Source organism: Thalassospira mesophila, from assembly GCF_002115755.1.
Taxonomy (GTDB): Bacteria; Pseudomonadota; Alphaproteobacteria; order Rhodospirillales; family Thalassospiraceae; genus Thalassospira; species Thalassospira mesophila.
This window is the reverse complement of record NZ_JFKA01000001.1, coordinates 883,537-899,120: the sequence shown is the minus strand read 5'-3', so window position 1 is coordinate 899,120 and position 15,584 is coordinate 883,537. Positions and strand designations below refer to the sequence as shown.

Sequence of the window (15,584 nt, the reverse complement as noted above, 5' to 3'; positions counted from 1 at the left end):
TTAAAAAGCCCCCGTGCTACCGGCACATCCGGCCGCAAGGAGCCATCAAGCCATGCGATATGGCAATCAGATTCCGCCCGAAGATGGCACCCGCAAAAAACCGACCCGGGCCAACATGCCTGTGGACACGGGCCAGGTCGAAAACACCGGTGCCAGCAACCCCGGGGCACAGCCCCAACCTGCTGCAAACACCCCCGCGCCCGCGTCAGTGCCAGAAGCTGGCCCCGACACCGGCCATCCTGCTGCCATCGCGGGAACAAACCCGCGCAGCACCGCTTGCAAACCGGCAAGCTGGGGCGCCGAACTTTACCTGACGCTGCTCGATGCCAGCGATGTCGGCGTTATAACCATCGACCAGAACAGAACAATCATGTTCTGGAATAGCTGGATGGAAAAGGCGTCGGACCACAAGGCGAACGATGTTATCGGCAAAACGCTGGGCGATGTGTTTGGCGATGCCATTCCCACCCGGTTGCACAATGCCATTCGCGATTGTCTGTCGCTGGGCATGCCCGCAATGATTTCACCGTCGCTAAACAAATCGGTTCTGCCGTTGCGCCCTTTGCCGCAATTTGCCGAAAAATTCCCGCAAATGCAGCAATCGATCCGCATTCAGCCTGTCCGTATTGCCCAAAGCACCCAGCTGTGTTCGATCACGGTGCGCGATGTCACCCTGGCGGTTCAGCGCGACCAGCTGTTGCGCCGCCAGGCTGCCGAACTGGCCGAACTGGTGACCAAAACTCGCCGCAGCGAAGACCGCACCCGGGCGATTTTGCAAAACACCATCGATGCCATTCTGGTTGCCTCCGAAGATGGTACGCTTGAACCGCTAAATGCGCGCGCACAGGAACTTTGTGGCCCACAGGGCGACCCGGAGATTAAAAACATCATCCGGTTTTTATTGCCCGACAGCGGCAATACCCCGCCGCCCAAACCGCCCAGCGACCGTTTGCTGACCGACCTTGGCACCGGCGTTATCGAAATTCTGGCCTGCCCGGCCAATGGTCATAACATCCCGCTCGAAGTGGCGATCAGCCATTTCACCGCCTATGGGCGCTATCATTACATCATTACGCTGCGCGATATTTCACAGCGCAAACGCCACGAACTTGAAATCCAGAACACGATGCAGGAGCTTGAAAACTCCAACGCCGAGCTGGAACAGTTTGCCTATGCCGCCTCGCACGATTTGCAAGAACCTTTGCGCATGGTGTCTAGCTACACCCAGCTTCTGGCCCGCCGCTACAAAGGCAAGCTCGACGATACCGCCGACGAGTTTATCCATTATGCCGTGGATGGCACCCGGCGCATGCAACGCATGATCGACGACCTACTGACCCTGTCGCGGGTTGGGCGGCACGGCAAACCGTTTCAGGCAGTTCCGCTCGCCGGGCTGTTTGATGCGATTGAAGCCAACCTTAAACGCGCCGATGCCGCCCCGGCGGGCAACATCATGCGCGCACCCGACCTGCCAATGGTGATGGGCGACCCCAGCCAGCTTTTGCAACTGTTTCAAAATCTGGTGTCAAACGGATTAAAATACAGCAACCCCGAACATGCCGAAGTCCGCATTTCGGCGCGCGAGTTTGACAGTTTCTGGCGTATTTCGGTGTCCGACAACGGCATTGGCATCGACCCGCAATATCACGCCAGCATTTTTGAAATTTTCAAACGCCTGCATGGCTACGGCGAATATGCCGGTACCGGCATCGGCTTGGCGCTGTGTAAAAAAATTGTCGAACGGCACGGCGGCAATATCCATGTCGAAAGTGCGCCCGATGAAGGCAGTACCTTCCATGTCGATCTGCCCAAAGACCACAGTGTGGTGTGAGTGTATTGTGATTACGGGAAAAACCATGTAGCTTTCGTTTACGTAAGCGTAAACTTTAAAGAATTATATGACTGACAGTTTTTCCATTACCGATCTTGCCCGCGAATTTGATGTCACAACCCGGACCATTCGTTTTTACGAAGACCAGGGGTTGATCGCACCACAGCGTCAGGGACAAACCCGCATCTATGGCCAGCGCGACCGGGTACGGCTGCGCCTGATCATGCGCGGCAAACGGCTGGGCTTCGCGCTTAAGGAAATTCGCGACCTGCTCGATCTCTATGAAACAGACCGCAGCGAAATTACCCAGCTGACGATCCTGATCAACAAAATATCGGAACGCCGCGATACGCTGGCCAAACAGCGCGACGATATCGACGCGACAATCGAGGAACTCGACCTGCTTGAAGAAAACTGCCAGCAGGAACTCAGCCGTAAATCGGTTCGATAACACCGACGAACCTGCGCCATCGGGCCAAAGGCAGCCAACATTCAGGTCGCAATATGTTTGACGACCAGATCAACAAACGCCCGCAACCGGCCCAGATCGCGTAAATCGCGGTGATACCCCATCCAGATAGATCGCGTCGGGGGCGTGTCCATCCCCGTCAGCCGTCGTAAATTGGGCACCTGATCGCCCAGGGGGCGGGGCAATACCGCAATGCCAAGGCCGCTTGCGCACATGCGTGCCTGGATATGGCGGTTATTACTGCGCAAAACAATTTCCGCACGGGGAAAACGGTCCTGTAACCACAAGGTATCGGGGTAGGTGCCCGTAGAGGCATCCATTGACAGCAATCGTTGCCCTTCACCATCGCCCACCACCGGATCGGGCAGGTTTTGGGCAATGTAAACGCCATATGGCATATCAAGTAACCGGCGCTGAACAATATCGCGATTGTTGAACGGTATGATGCGAAAGGCCAAATCCGCTTCGCGCCGGGCCAGATTATATAACCGGGCGCTAATCAGCAACTCCAGTTCCACCGCCGGATATTTTTCGCAAAATTCTGTCAGAACCGGTGGTAAAACATACCCCCCGAACCAGTCCGCACAGGACAGGCGCACCTTGCCTTCCGGTTCGCGCCGCCCCCCCGGCCAACCGGCGTTCCAGCGCCAGGGCGTTTTCTTCCATTTGCTCGGCCAGCGCAAAAACCGATTGGCCTTCATCGGTCAGGATATAGCCCTCGGCTGTTCTTTGAAACAAAACCTGCCCGGTGGCGTCCTCAAGGGCGCGCAACCGCCGCCCCGCTGTCGGGTGGCTGATTTTCAGGCTACGTGCGGCCGCGCCAAGGGTTCCCGCCCGCGCCACCGCCAAAAAAACCCGCACATCGCTCCAGTCCATGTCAGCCCCCGGTTTTGTGACCAATCTCCGGCATTTAACCGTTCGCCGATGCCGCGAAAAAACACCTGCCGCCACACCCGTACAAATTTGAACGCACAAAGTGCATCATTGTTCATTGATAAACAATGCCCATCAGCGCACAACAGCACAAATCCAAATTCCAGACTGCAGGAAAAACGATGACCAGATCCACCCCCGCCGATGCGCCTTTCAGGCTGCGTCGCTCGCTTGTTTTTGCCATGTCCGCGGCAACCGGCATTGCCGTTGCCAACATTTATTACAATCAACCCATGCTAAACATCATCTCGCATGAGCTGCCCCATGCGGCCTCGCTGATATCGCCAGTCACACAGCTTGGCTATGCGCTGGGGCTGTTCTTGCTGGTGCCACTGGGCGATATGTTTAATCGCCGCAAACTTATCTTCGGGCAATTTATCATTCTGGCAGCCGCCCTGTTGTTGCTCGCCACCGCCTCCTCCACAACAATGATTGTCGGGGCGTCCATCCTTGTTGGCATGAGCGCAACCGTCGCCCAGCAAATCATCCCGTTTGCCGCCCATCTCAGCGCGCCCGAACGGCGCGGGGCCACTGTTGGCACCCTGATGTCGGGTCTTCTTGCCGGTATTTTGCTAAGCCGGACAATCGCCGGATATGTCGCAACCGGCATGGGATGGCGGGCAATGTTTTATATTGCCGTGCCCGTGGCCCTTGCCGCCGCCCTTACCATGTTTGCCATTCTTCCCGACGACCGCAAGGACGCCCCGGCAAGCTATCCCAAACTGATCGGCTCGATGCGCCATTTATGGCGCAACTATCCCGAACTGCGCCGGGCCGCGCTCACCCAGGCATTGCTGTTTGCCGGTTTTTCCGCCTTCTGGACGGTCCTGCCCTTTTTGCTGGCCCAGCCGCAATTTGGTTTTGGCGCCGAAATTGCCGGTTTATTCGGCATTATTGGCATGGTTGGCGTTCTCGCAGCCCCCGTTGCCGGGCGTCTGGCCGATCATCGCGGCCCGCGTATGGTTGTGCGTATTGGCGTCTTTGTCGTTCTGGCCTCATGGGCGCTGTTTGCGGTATCGGCCACCCTGTCGGCCCTGATCATTGGCGTGATCCTGCTTGATTTCGGAATTCAGTCCGCCATGGTTTCAAACCAGCACATTATCTATTCGCTGGAACCAGCCGCACGGGCACGCCTCAATACCATTTTTATGGCCACCATGTTTATTGGCGGGTCGGCGGGCTCCGCCCTGGGTATCTGGGTGTGGAACCATGGTGGCTGGGCCGATGTTACCGCCATGATCATTGCTGCGAGCATTCTGGCTGTGTTGTTGCAATTCCGCCCCCGGCGCGCACAGCACAATCCCGGCGCAAATTAACCCTTCCCCACCCCGGCCTTTGGCAAAAGTGCGCCCTCAATCAGATACAATACAGGGACGATCGAACCTTTCGATCGTCCCTTGTTTATTGGCAAACCGCACGGGCCCGCTGGATGGTTTTTGCGGGTTGGTTTTACAGGTTGGTTTTTAATCTGTCATGCATCGCGCGTGCTGCCCGGCAGCGGGCTACTTGGTTTCAGAAACCGAAACCCGCGGGCTGGACGGGCGCGAAAAAATGAAAATACAAACCGGAATGGCGATCATCGCCTGCACCATGATCACCCACGGCATTTTGACAAAAATAATCGACGCCCCAATCATAAGAACAAACGCACTGGCCGCCATTATTTTGGCCCGGCGGCTGATCACGCCATGTTCATTCCAGTGGCGCAAAGACGGCCCCAGATGCGGATGATTATAAAGCCAGGCATGGGCCCGCGGGGAACCTTTGCCAAACAGCCACGCGGCCAGCAAAATAAAAGGAGTCGTCGGCAGCAAGGGCAAAAAGATGCCCACAACGCCAAGACCGACTGCCAACCAACCGAAAACAAGATAAATATGACCAGGATGCACGTTTTTATTCCCACAAGGCCCGTCACAGCATTGACGAAGCAATTTCATACAATGTAGTCAGCCCATAGGGAAACTTCAATTGAACTTCTGCAATCGATAATGATTTTCAGTATAAATCGCACCCGGACGCCGGAACACGAACAATGATTGATATTGGCAGCGGCCTTTATTTTGATGAACGCCACCTGGAATTTCAATTCATCCGGTCTTCGGGGCCGGGCGGGCAGAATGTCAACAAGGTTGCCAGTGCGGTGCAAATGCGCGTGCAAATTGACGATTTGCACGAACTGCCCCTGCGTGTGCGCGACCGGTTAAAGGAAATTGGCGGCAGCCGTGTGACGACGCAAAACGAACTGATCATTGAAGCCCAGCGTTTTCGCACCCAGGAACGCAACAAACAGGACGCCATCGACCGCCTTGTTGCCATGCTGCGCAAGGCCGCCGAACGCAAAAAATACCGCGTAAAAACCCGCCCGACGCTGGCCTCGAAGCGCCGCCGTATCGACACCAAAAAGAAACGCGGCGATACCAAAAAAATGCGCCAAAGCCCGACGGACTAACGAAAGCCGCACGCAATAATCCCGGTTTAACCGGCGCGGTTACGTCCTGTTTACGATAATCCGCTTTGGTCCGCCTGGCATGCGAATGCGCCACGCAAGTTTGTTGTCCATCATCACACGCGGGTCCGGCCCCTTTGTTGCCCTGCCCTTGGCCTTTTGGTCAGATTGCCCGATCGGTTTAAGCGGCCTATCGTTGGCATAATGTTACGCCCCCACCCCAAAATGAAGCAAAATACAGGAACGCCCCATGCCCGATCCTGACTGGAACCACATTGCCAGCGCCCCCCTGCCCGATAATTGCGGCTGGCGCGGGCAATATCGCGTGCGCTATTCCGAAATCGGCCAAAACGGGTTGGCAACCCTGCCTGCGCTGGCCGATTATATGCAAGATGCCGCTGGCTGGGGGGCCAAACGGCTGGCGCTGGCTTATGACGATACGGTCGATCGCGGTGTGGCTTGGGTTTTGGCGCGCATGGCCATTATGGTGCGGCAGTATCCAGCCAATGGCGAAACCATCACCATCGAAACCTGGCCGTCGGGCTTTGCCCATCGCATGGCCAGCCGCGATTTCCGCCTGATCGACGAAAGCGGCACCGTTTGTGCGGTGGCGCAAAATTTCTGGTCCCTGTTTGATTTGCAGGCCCGGCGGCCTGCACCCTGGCCAGACTGGCTAATGGCCCGCCTGCCCGATCCTCCCGGCCCGAAACTGATCGAGGTTTCCCAACGCCGGGCGCATCCCCCGGCCGATATGACAGCGGCAGACACCATCACCGCCCGGGCATCGGACCTTGATATCTATGGACACGTCAATAATGTGCGCCTGATGCAATGGGTTTTGGCCACCAGTGGCCCCGCTGACACGACAAGCACGGCGGACTTTCAACCCGCCAGCCTCGACATTCAGTTTCGCGCCGAATGCCGCCTGCACGACCGGGTTGAAATCCGTCAGGCAGGCGGCTACGCCACCATTTCACGTCGCGATGCACATAACGGTAAAACCAGCGACATCGATCTGGTCCGGGCGCAATTTTCCCTGCAAAACCATATCGACGAAACCTGAGGCTCAGGTTTCGCGAGCTTCCATCGCGTCCCACAACAGCGCAACCGGTTTGAAACTGCGGCGGTGATGCACCGTTGGCCCCGCCACATGCAGCCCCGCCATATGCTTTTTCACGCCATAGCCAGCATTGCCTTCCCAGCCAAAATGCGGATAACGCACCGCAAGGCGCGCCATGGCGCGGTCGCGCACCACTTTGGCAACAATCGATGCCGCCGCAATCGACAGCGATTTGCTATCGCCCTTCACCACTGTTTGCACCGCACAGGGCAGGCCGGGGTCACGGTTGCCATCCACCAATGCCTGATCAGGGCATTGCGGCAAATGTGCCACTGCGCGGCGCATGGCCACATAGGTTGCCTGCAAAATATTAATCTGGTCAATCTCGCGCACAGATGCCGCCCCAATGCCGACAAAGGCACAATCAAATATCATTGCCGCCAGCATCTCGCGTTTTTTCGCCGACAGCTTTTTGGAATCATTTAGCTGGCGATACAGCACGTTTAAAGCAGGCTGAGAACGCGGTAGCACCACGGCGGCCGCAACCACCGGCCCGGCCAGCGGCCCGCGCCCTACCTCGTCTATTCCGGCGACAATGCCGCTATATTGATCTTCTATCGTAAAATCGGGCATGCCCGTCATCTACCTGTCTTGCGTGTCATATGCCGATAGGGGCGCTCGCACTTACACCGTCGTATCATTGCGCGTGCGCGGTGCAAACAGGATCACGTCGGGTTATTGCCGGTTATTTCCGGTTATTCCGGCTCACGGCATATAAATCGGCATTTTCGCCCCGGCTTTCGCAATGCAGGCCAATTTTTTGCGCCACCTTGATCGATGGCAGATTGCGCCGGTCAATATCGGCCACCACCCGGTCTATCGCCAAAGTGGCAAAGGCATGGTTCAAAACAGCATGGGCGGCCTCGGTGGCATATCCCTTGCCCTGGGCGGCCAACACAAATCGCCAGCCAATTTCAATATCCGGCCCCACGCCATTTTCCGGGATCAGCAACACCCAGCCTGCAAACCATTTTGCGGCCGTTTTGGGAAAAACCGACCAATATCCCAACCCGTCGCCATAATCCCGCCCGATCCGATCGTGCAAAAATGCCCGGTGCGCTGTGTCATCTGCCCATGGCCCGGCGATATAGCGGGTCATGCCCGGTTCGCGGTCCATGGCAAGGCAGGCGGCAAAATCGGCCCCTGTGCGGGGGCGCAATCTTAAACGCGCCGTTTCAAATGCTGGCAAATTGGGCATGGCAGACCATTCTGTTGCAATTGCAATCGCCCTTCATAAACAAAACACCGGTTCCGTTGCCAGAACCGGTGTTGACCCTGTCAATCTGGCGACGACCTGCCAATGATTGCTCAGTTCAGGTCGTTGCTTTTTTCGTCCTGCGGCAATTTGCCGGGGTCTTTGGGTTGTTCTTCGGGATCGCGTGAATCAAACGTCGCCCAGCCTTCGGCTTCGCCGGTATGGGGCAAATCATCATGCGGGTCGACATGGCGCAGCAAATACGCCTTGCCTATCAAATTGGCGGTAATCGGTGCGGTTAAAAACAAAAAGACCGTGATCAGCAATTCATGAATGGTAAAGGTGCCCCGTTCCATCCAGAAAAACAGCATCGATGCAATCAGGATCGACCCGACCCCCACCGTGGTGGCCTTGGTCGGGGCATGCAGGCGCATCAAAAGGTTCGGCAGCTTCACCAGCCCGAACGACCCGATCAGGGTAAACAGCCCCCCGATCACGATCAAAACAGAAATGACGAGTTCAATAACAAATTCCATCACATCCATTCCTATTCGATGATGTCGCCGCGCAGGACGAACTTGCAATAGGCCACGGTCGACACAAACCCGACCATCGCAAACAGCAGGGCGGCCTCAAAATACATCGATGTTGCCCGGCCAATGCCATACAGCACCAAAAGCGCTATGCCGTTAATCGCCATGGTATCCACGGCCAAAACCCGATCCGCAATGGTCGGCCCGAATGACAAACGCCACAAATTGATCAGCAACGACACACCGGCGCACACGAACGCAAAATTCAGGGCATATTCAATCATTCGAAAATCTCCTTGAGCCGGCGTTCGTAGCGCGATTTGATGTCGTCAACCACGGCTTGCGGGTCGGGCGCGTGCAGGCAATGCACCAGCAACGAGCGCGCATCGCGCGATAAATCGACCGTCACGGTACCCGGCGTCATGGTGATGGTGCCCGCCAGCGCCGTAATCGCCTCGGGCGAGGTTAATTCCAGCGGCACGGTTACACTGGCCGGTTCCAGGCTGTCGGCCTTGCGAAACAAAACAAGCCCTGCCACCACCACATTGGCAACCAGAATATCCCACAGCACGATCAGGCCATATTCACAAATCGCCCAGAAATTGCCAACCTTGGGCCGTCCTGGCCAAAAGCTTTGGCTGATCAGCGGAATAATCACGGCCAGAATAACGGCAAACACCACCGTACCAACCGAAATCTCGTTGGCCAGCATCACCCAGATCACAATCAGGGCCACGCTGAGCAGCGGATGGGGAAGATAACGTTTCAACATCATCACTGTCCTTTCTGCTGCTTATTGCGCAAACGGCGCAACGGTGGTGATTTCGGCAATGGGGGTATCGGCCCCCATCACCGCACGGATATAGTCGGTGGTATCAAACAACTCGACACTGGTGTCGTGCAAATAACCGGTAATCGGCCCGGCAAACACGGTTAACCCCACCAGCATCGCCAGCATCATGCCCGCGGCAATAACCGTCTGTTTGGGAAATGTCTGGTCTGACGCGGTTTGAATTTCGCCTTCAATTGCCGAACTTTTCCAAAACAAAACACTGCCCGCCCGGCCAAAGGCAACGATATTTAAAAACGACGTGCCCAGAATAACCGCCCAGATCCACACGGCATATTGCGACTCACGCGCCGCAGTCAGAATTTGCAGTTTCCCCAAAAACCCCGATAGCGGCGGCATGCTGGCCATGGCAATGGCGGCCATAAAAAACATCGCTGCGATCAGGCCGCTTTGGCGAATATCGGGGGCCGCATTCAAGACCCCGCCATACTGGCCGCGCCGTGAAATAATCAGATCGGCTACCAGAAACATCGCCGCCCCGGCAAAGGTGGAATGCAGCATATAATACAAACCAGCCGCCACAGAATCCGGGGTAAACAGGGAAACCGAAATCATCATGGTCCCCATCGATCCCACCACGGCAAAGGCCACCATGCGGTTAAGCTGCTTTGCCGCCAGCACACCGACCATGCCGACCACCAGCGTCACAATCGCCGCTGGCAACAAATAAGGCGCGACCAGCCACGACAAATCGCCCGCCGACCCGCCAAATGCCAGCGAGTACAGCCGCAAAATCGAATAGGCACCAACCTTGGTCATAATGGCAAACAGGGCCGCAACCGGCGCTGGTGCATTGGCATAGGTGCCAGGCAACCAGAAATGCATCGGCACCATCGCGGCCTTGATGCAAAACACCAGAAACAAAATCAGCGCGCCTGCCTTTAACAACGCCAGGTCACTATCAGGCACCAACGGCACCTTCAGGGCCAGATCCGCCATGTTCAGCGTGCCGGTCACGGCGTAAATCAGGCCAACGCCAATCAAAAACAGGCTGGAGCCGGTCAGATTGACGATAATATACTGCAAGCCTGCTTTCAGGCGGTGTTCGCCCGCGCCGTGCAACATCAGGCCATAGGACGCGATCAGCAGAACTTCAAAAAACACGAACAGGTTAAAGAAGTCGCCGGTCAGAAATGCGCCATTCACCCCCATTAGCTGAAACAAAAACAGGGCATGAAAATGCTTGCCGCGTTTGTCCCATTCGCGCGCCGAATAAAACCACACGATGGCGGCGAGAATGGATGTCAGCAACACCATCATTGCCGACAGGCGGTCTAACACCAGCACAATGCCAAACGGGGTTGGCCAGTTGCCCAGCGAATACATTTCCGGGCCGGTATGGGCGGCATGAAACACCAGCACAATCGACACAACCAGCAAGGCCAGCACGGTTGCGGCGGAAAAAACCCGCTGCAACACCAGATCATGGCGCACCGCCAGAACAGTCAGTGCCGCCATAACCGCTGGCAGCACGACGGGAACAATCATCCAGTTACCCATTATTCCTGTTCTCCGGTATCAGTGGGGCCGCCGGAAAGGCCATCAACATGGTCATTGCCGATCTCAAGATAGGTTCGCAGGGCCAGCACAACGATCAGGGCTGTCATACCAAACGAAATAACAATTGCCGTTAACACCAGTGCCTGCGGGATCGGGTCGGTATAGCCCGGGGCGCTGTCACTGATGATCGGGGGCAGATCCACCTGCAACCGGCCCATGGCGAACAAAAACACATTCACCGCATAAGACAAAAGCGACAACCCGATCACGACGGGAAATGTCCTGCCGCGCAACAGCATGTAAACACCACATGCGGTTAAAAGGCCGATACTGCTTGCTACCAGAAACTCCATGATATCAGGCCTCGTTTTGCTGTGGCGACGTCAGGGGACGCCCCGATGACGGATCGTGATCCATCGGTTCGGTATTGATGTCGCTATGTTCGGCCATGCGTTCCACCTGCGACAATTTCGCCAGCGCCAGCATCACCGCTCCGACCACGGTCAGGAACACACCCAGGTCAAAGCCCATCGCGCTGGCAAGTTCAATATCGCCAATAAACGGAATATGGAAATGACCAAAGGTACTGGTCAGGAACGGATAACCCGCAACCCACGCCCCCATGCCGGTTAGCGCCGCGGCAATCACGCCCAGCGCAATCATGGCATGATAATTGGCCCGCATGCGGTTCTGGGTCCAGCCAAAGCCCGACGCCATATATTGCATGATCAGGGCGATGGAAACGACCAGCCCGGCAATAAACCCGCCGCCCGGTTCGTTATGCCCGCGCAGGAAAATATAAACCCCGACCATCAGCGATAATGGCAGCATCACGCGTGTTGCAATCACCATCATCAAAGGGTGGCGTTCGGCGGATTCCCGATGTTCCTTCACCCAACTTGCCAACCGCGCGGCGGCCTTGCCGCTGGCAACACTTTCGACCAGGGCAAAAATGGTCAGGGCCGCAATGCCCAGAACGGTGATTTCACCAAACGTATCGTAACCACGGAAATCGACCAGAATAACGTTTACCACGTTATGCCCGCCGCCCCTGGTTAACGAATTTTGCAGGTAATAATCGGCAATGGTCACACCATCGCGGGTCATCACGGCCCACACGGCACCGCCCATGCCCAACCCGGCAACCACCGCGATCAGAATATCGCGAAAACGCCGTCCGGCGGTGCTTTCGCGCGGGGTTTCCTTGGGCAGGATGTTTAACGCCAGCATCATCAAAATCACGGTCACCACTTCGACCGAAATCTGGGTCAGGGCCAAATCAGGTGCGGACAGGTAAATAAAGCCCAGCGACACAATCAGGCCGATCACGCCAACAAACAACAACACCAGCAAGCGGTTATAATGCAGGATCACCGATGCCGCACAGGTCAGCATCAACAGCGCCCAGGCAATCACCACCGGCACACTGACCGGCAACAATTCCCGCGTGCCCGGCAAATACCCGTCATGGGTATAAAAACCGGCCAGACCAATGGCAATGGCGGCCACAATCATGAACGACAGATAAAGCTGCAACGACCCGCTATGCAACAGGTCGGTCATAAACCGGGCCAGCCCGACCAGCTTTTCGATAAAGCCGTCAAACATCGCCTTGGCTTCGGGCCGTGACAGGTTTTTGGTCGCATTCATCAGGCCCGGATGACGCCACAGCAACAGCAAACCACCAATGATGGCAACCGCGCTTAGCATCAGCGGCGTGTTAAAACCATGCCACAGTGCCAAATGAAATTCCGGCAATTCTCCGCCAATAACGGCACGCGATGTAACCTCCACCAGCGGCCCGGCGACCACCGCCGGGAACAGGCCAATCAACACCACCAGCACGGTTAAAAATGCGGGCGGCCCCCACATGCCAAATCCCGGATCATGCGGATGCTCCGGGTATACCGGCTGTTTGGGGCCCAAAAACACATGCACAATAAACCGGAAGGCATAAGCCACCGAAAACAGCGCGCCGACCGTGACCAGAACCGGGAACACCCAGTCCTGCCCCAGCCACGCCATATGTAATGATTCATCAAGCATCATTTCCTTGGACAGGAACCCGTTAAACGGGGGCATCCCGCCCATGGATGCCGCTGCAATCACACCAATGGTGGCCGCAATCGGCATTAAGGATGCAATACCGCCAAGGCGGCGAATGCTGCGCGTGCCCGTGCCATGGTCAATAATGCCAGCCGTCATAAACAGGGCGGCCTTAAACGTGGCATGGTTGATGATGTGAAAAATACCGGCCACGGCGGCCAGCGGGGTGCCAAAACCAAACAGCATGGTAATAAGGCCAAGGTGACTGACGGTTGAATAGGCCAGAAGGCCTTTCAGATCATCCTTGAACATCGCAATCCAGGCACCCATCACCATCGTGATCAGGCCCGATGTGGCAACGATGTAAAACCATTCATCGGTTCCCGCCAGCACCGGCCACAGCCGCGCCATTAAAAACAGCCCGGCTTTGACCATGGTTGCCGAATGCAGATAGGCCGAAACCGGGGTCGGTGCCGCCATGGCGTGGGGCAACCAGAAATGAAACGGAAACTGTGCCGATTTGGTTAAACAGCCCAGCAAAACCAGAACCGTCGCCAGCGCATAAAGCGGCGATGATTTGATCATGTCGCCATGCTGCAAAATCACGCTGATGTCATAAGAGCCAACGATATTGCCCAAAATCAGCATTCCGGCAATCATCGCCAGGCCACCGGCCCCGGTCACGGTCAGCGCCATACGCGCGCCCTGTCGACCTTCGGGCAGATGTTTCCAATAGCCGATCAGCAGGAACGAGCTTAACGACGTCAGTTCCCAGAAAATCAGCAACAGCAAAATATTGTCGGATGTAACAATGCCGATCATTGCGCCCTGAAACAATAACAGGAACACGTAAAAACGGCCCATCGGATCGCTTTTCGACAGATAGAACCGGGCATAGATAATGATTAAAAGCCCGATCCCCAAAATCAGGGTGGCAAACAGCAACCCCAACCCGTCGAGGAAAAAGTTCACATTCAGGCCCAGTGCGGGCAACCATTCATAGCGAACGTGGATCACCTCTCCGGCCATCACAGCAGGTGCCAGGGATGCCAAAAGAATCAGTGCTAACAACGTGACCGATCCGGTCGCCATTGCACAGGTGTTACGTCCGGCCCTGATCATGATCGCTGGCAGCAGCGCGCCAAGAAAGGGAAGCAAAACAATGAGGGTAAGACTCATGAAAGACCCTTGTTTTTTAGAAGATGACGCAACGCCCCCGCGCGCGCAGCAAGAAAATTCTGGCAGAACCTAATATTTGTCCCGAATATGGTCAAGGAAACCCCGCCGATGCATTTTTATTGCGCATCGGGCAAGTGATCCTGATCACCCAAGAAAAAGCGCCGATTTTGGTTTTCTGGCAATATTTTTTTGCATTTTTCCTATGCAAAAGAGTGGTTAACGCCGTCCCTGGGCCAGTTTGACAGCTTCGGGCATCGCACGCAAACGTGCCATTGCCATAACCCCCATCACCGGGCCGATTGCCAGCATGGCAAAGGATGCCCACCAGCCAAAGGCATCGGCCACCACCGGCACCAGATGGATTGATACCAGCGCAATCAAAAAACCCACCGCATTTTGCAATGTCAGCGCGGTGCCAATATGGGCAGGCTCGGCAAGTTCGATCACGCAGGATGAAAACTGGGCAGAATCCGCCACCACCGAAATCCCCCAGATCAAACACACAATCACCAGAACCGGCATCGGTGCCCCGGCCAGTGCGCCGGTCACAAGGGCGCACAGCCCGCTAACCGTCATCGCGCCAATGGTAATGGTGGTCCGCCCCCAGCGGTCGGCCAATATCCCGCCCAGCAAACTGCCCAGTGCGCCAATGCCGACAATGGCAAAGGTGGTTAACGCCGCCCAGCCCGCCGCATCCGCCATGCCCCGGTCCTGATAGGTGCGAAACAGGAACAACCCCGTCCAGCCCCACATGGCATACAATTCCCACATATGGCCAAAATAGCCATAACCGGCATAACGCAACGGTTTATCGGCAATGATATGCCCCAGCATGCGCGGATCAAATCGCGGCGACCGTGCCGGTGTGCCCCCCAGTTTGACAAACATCACGCCAAACGCCGCCAGCCACGCCGAACCGCTTGCCGCCACAATCACCCAGCGCCAGTCCAGCGGCAAGGCCACCGAAAACAAATGCGGCAAGGCCGAGCCCAATGTCAGCGCCCCGACCAAAAGCCCGACCAGAAACCCGGTATCGCCGCGCGCCCATGTCGCCACCATTTTCATGCCGATGGGATAAATCCCCGCCATGCACATGCCGGTTAACAGGCGCAGCAAAATAACCACCACCCCGTCTACCGGCACGGTTAAAATCAAAATATTGGCAGTACCTGCCACCAGCGCACACAGGGCAAAAAACCGGCGCGGGTCCAGCCGGTCGGCCAGCCCTAAAAACGCGCTGATCAGGGTACCAATGATAAAACCCATCACCACCGAACTGGTAAACAGCGACGATTGCAGCGCGCCCAAATGAAATTCGGCCCGCAATTGCGGCAATACCGCCGTTGCCGAAAACCACAATGACAGCGCCAAAAGCTGGCACAGCGTGATCAGGCTGACTTCGATGGTTTTTGTGCCCCGCACCCCGATCCCCTTTTTTAAAATGATTTTATAATCATACACATATCGCCCGCCCTGCCTATG

The 15,584-nt window shown here is 56.3% G+C and carries 17 protein-coding genes; 5 read left to right on the top strand and 12 right to left on the bottom strand.

Translation table 11 applies throughout. From position 1 onward, the window contains the following. Positions 1-52: 52 nt before the first annotated feature. On the top strand, positions 53-1,831 hold the full coding sequence (locus TMES_RS03990; protein ID WP_245835194.1) for an ATP-binding protein: 1,779 nt from the start codon (positions 53-55) through the stop codon (positions 1,829-1,831). 67 nt (positions 1,832-1,898) lie between these two features. After that, positions 1,899-2,282: a MerR family transcriptional regulator gene (locus TMES_RS03985; protein ID WP_085579558.1), complete on the top strand. Its 384-nt coding sequence runs from the start codon at positions 1,899-1,901 to the stop codon at positions 2,280-2,282. Between the two features lie 41 nt (positions 2,283-2,323). Here TMES_RS03985 and TMES_RS03980 read toward each other — a convergent pair whose 3' ends face one another. Next, entirely contained in the window at positions 2,324-2,899 is a 576-nt protein-coding gene (locus TMES_RS03980) for a substrate-binding domain-containing protein (RefSeq protein ID WP_245835193.1), read from the bottom strand. Beyond that, positions 2,796-3,176 carry a LysR family transcriptional regulator gene (locus TMES_RS23255; protein WP_245835192.1) on the bottom strand — a complete coding sequence of 127 codons (381 nt, stop codon included), beginning with the start codon at positions 3,174-3,176 and terminating at the stop codon, positions 2,796-2,798. The genes TMES_RS03980 and TMES_RS23255 overlap by 104 nt, the downstream gene beginning before the upstream one ends. Before the next feature lie 179 nt (positions 3,177-3,355). Here TMES_RS23255 and TMES_RS03975 point away from each other — a divergent pair, with 179 nt between their 5' ends. Further along, complete coding sequence (locus TMES_RS03975; protein ID WP_245835191.1) at positions 3,356-4,549, top strand: MFS transporter; 1,194 nt, start codon at positions 3,356-3,358, stop codon at positions 4,547-4,549. 186 nt (positions 4,550-4,735) lie between these two features. Here the strand turns inward: TMES_RS03975 and TMES_RS03970 are convergent, their stop codons facing one another. Further along, positions 4,736-5,122 (bottom strand): YbaN family protein, encoded by a 387-nt coding sequence (locus TMES_RS03970; RefSeq protein WP_211275859.1) that lies wholly within the window; start codon positions 5,120-5,122, stop codon positions 4,736-4,738. Between the two features lie 143 nt (positions 5,123-5,265). On the opposite strand from TMES_RS03970, the gene arfB reads away from it, so the two are divergent. Both arfB and TMES_RS03960 read left to right on the top strand, forming a co-directional pair. Next, positions 5,266-5,682: an alternative ribosome rescue aminoacyl-tRNA hydrolase ArfB gene (gene arfB / locus TMES_RS03965; protein ID WP_085579554.1), complete on the top strand. Its 417-nt coding sequence runs from the start codon at positions 5,266-5,268 to the stop codon at positions 5,680-5,682. A 247-nt stretch (positions 5,683-5,929) separates the two neighbouring features. Beyond that, entirely contained in the window at positions 5,930-6,742 is an 813-nt protein-coding gene (locus TMES_RS03960; protein WP_085579552.1) for an acyl-[acyl-carrier-protein] thioesterase, read from the top strand. 3 nt (positions 6,743-6,745) lie between these two features. Here the strand turns inward: TMES_RS03960 and TMES_RS03955 are convergent, their stop codons facing one another. The 9 genes from TMES_RS03955 to TMES_RS03910 all read right to left on the bottom strand — a co-directional run bounded on the left by TMES_RS03955 (position 6,746) and on the right by TMES_RS03910 (position 15,524). Then, a complete protein-coding gene (locus TMES_RS03955) occupies positions 6,746-7,372 on the bottom strand; it encodes a ribonuclease HII (protein ID WP_085579896.1) in 627 nt (208 codons plus the stop codon). A 112-nt stretch (positions 7,373-7,484) separates the two neighbouring features. Next, a complete protein-coding gene (locus TMES_RS03950) occupies positions 7,485-7,997 on the bottom strand; it encodes a GNAT family N-acetyltransferase (RefSeq protein WP_085579550.1) in 513 nt (170 codons plus the stop codon). Between the two features lie 110 nt (positions 7,998-8,107). After that, the gene (locus tag TMES_RS03945; RefSeq protein WP_085579894.1) at positions 8,108-8,530 is read right to left on the bottom strand and encodes a Na+/H+ antiporter subunit G; all 423 of its coding nucleotides are present in this window, start codon (positions 8,528-8,530) and stop codon (positions 8,108-8,110) included. Positions 8,531-8,541: 11 nt separating this feature from the next. Then, positions 8,542-8,811, bottom strand: coding sequence for a K+/H+ antiporter subunit F (locus tag TMES_RS03940; protein WP_085579548.1), 270 nt, complete (start codon positions 8,809-8,811; stop codon positions 8,542-8,544). Further along, complete coding sequence (locus TMES_RS03935; protein ID WP_245835190.1) at positions 8,808-9,302, bottom strand: Na+/H+ antiporter subunit E; 495 nt, start codon at positions 9,300-9,302, stop codon at positions 8,808-8,810. Before TMES_RS03935 ends, TMES_RS03940 begins: the two co-directional genes overlap by 4 nt. Before the next feature lie 18 nt (positions 9,303-9,320). Next, the gene (locus tag TMES_RS03930; protein WP_085579544.1) at positions 9,321-10,877 is read right to left on the bottom strand and encodes a monovalent cation/H+ antiporter subunit D; all 1,557 of its coding nucleotides are present in this window, start codon (positions 10,875-10,877) and stop codon (positions 9,321-9,323) included. After that, positions 10,877-11,230: a Na+/H+ antiporter subunit C gene (locus tag TMES_RS03925; RefSeq protein WP_085579542.1), complete on the bottom strand. Its 354-nt coding sequence runs from the start codon at positions 11,228-11,230 to the stop codon at positions 10,877-10,879. Before TMES_RS03925 ends, TMES_RS03930 begins: the two co-directional genes overlap by 1 nt. Before the next feature lie 4 nt (positions 11,231-11,234). Continuing rightward, positions 11,235-14,102: a monovalent cation/H+ antiporter subunit A gene (locus TMES_RS03920; protein ID WP_085579540.1), complete on the bottom strand. Its 2,868-nt coding sequence runs from the start codon at positions 14,100-14,102 to the stop codon at positions 11,235-11,237. 216 nt (positions 14,103-14,318) lie between these two features. Then, a complete protein-coding gene (locus TMES_RS03910; RefSeq protein ID WP_245835189.1) occupies positions 14,319-15,524 on the bottom strand; it encodes an MFS transporter in 1,206 nt (401 codons plus the stop codon). Positions 15,525-15,584 lie beyond the last annotated feature (60 nt).

Coding starts and splice junctions, on each gene's coding strand:
- TMES_RS03990 (WP_245835194.1), top strand. CDS start 53: ATGCGATATGGCAATCAGATTCCGCCCGAAGATGGCACCCGCAAAAAA.
- TMES_RS03985 (WP_085579558.1), top strand. CDS start 1,899: ATGACTGACAGTTTTTCCATTACCGATCTTGCCCGCGAATTTGATGTC.
- TMES_RS23255 (WP_245835192.1), bottom strand. CDS start 3,176: ATGGACTGGAGCGATGTGCGGGTTTTTTTGGCGGTGGCGCGGGCGGGA.
- TMES_RS03975 (WP_245835191.1), top strand. CDS start 3,356: ATGACCAGATCCACCCCCGCCGATGCGCCTTTCAGGCTGCGTCGCTCG.
- arfB (WP_085579554.1), top strand. CDS start 5,266: ATGATTGATATTGGCAGCGGCCTTTATTTTGATGAACGCCACCTGGAA.
- TMES_RS03960 (WP_085579552.1), top strand. CDS start 5,930: ATGCCCGATCCTGACTGGAACCACATTGCCAGCGCCCCCCTGCCCGAT.
- TMES_RS03955 (WP_085579896.1), bottom strand. CDS start 7,372: ATGCCCGATTTTACGATAGAAGATCAATATAGCGGCATTGTCGCCGGA.
- TMES_RS03950 (WP_085579550.1), bottom strand. CDS start 7,997: ATGCCCAATTTGCCAGCATTTGAAACGGCGCGTTTAAGATTGCGCCCC.
- TMES_RS03945 (WP_085579894.1), bottom strand. CDS start 8,530: ATGGAATTTGTTATTGAACTCGTCATTTCTGTTTTGATCGTGATCGGG.
- TMES_RS03940 (WP_085579548.1), bottom strand. CDS start 8,811: ATGATTGAATATGCCCTGAATTTTGCGTTCGTGTGCGCCGGTGTGTCG.
- TMES_RS03935 (WP_245835190.1), bottom strand. CDS start 9,302: ATGATGTTGAAACGTTATCTTCCCCATCCGCTGCTCAGCGTGGCCCTG.
- TMES_RS03930 (WP_085579544.1), bottom strand. CDS start 10,877: ATGGGTAACTGGATGATTGTTCCCGTCGTGCTGCCAGCGGTTATGGCG.
- TMES_RS03925 (WP_085579542.1), bottom strand. CDS start 11,230: ATGGAGTTTCTGGTAGCAAGCAGTATCGGCCTTTTAACCGCATGTGGT.
- TMES_RS03920 (WP_085579540.1), bottom strand. CDS start 14,102: ATGAGTCTTACCCTCATTGTTTTGCTTCCCTTTCTTGGCGCGCTGCTG.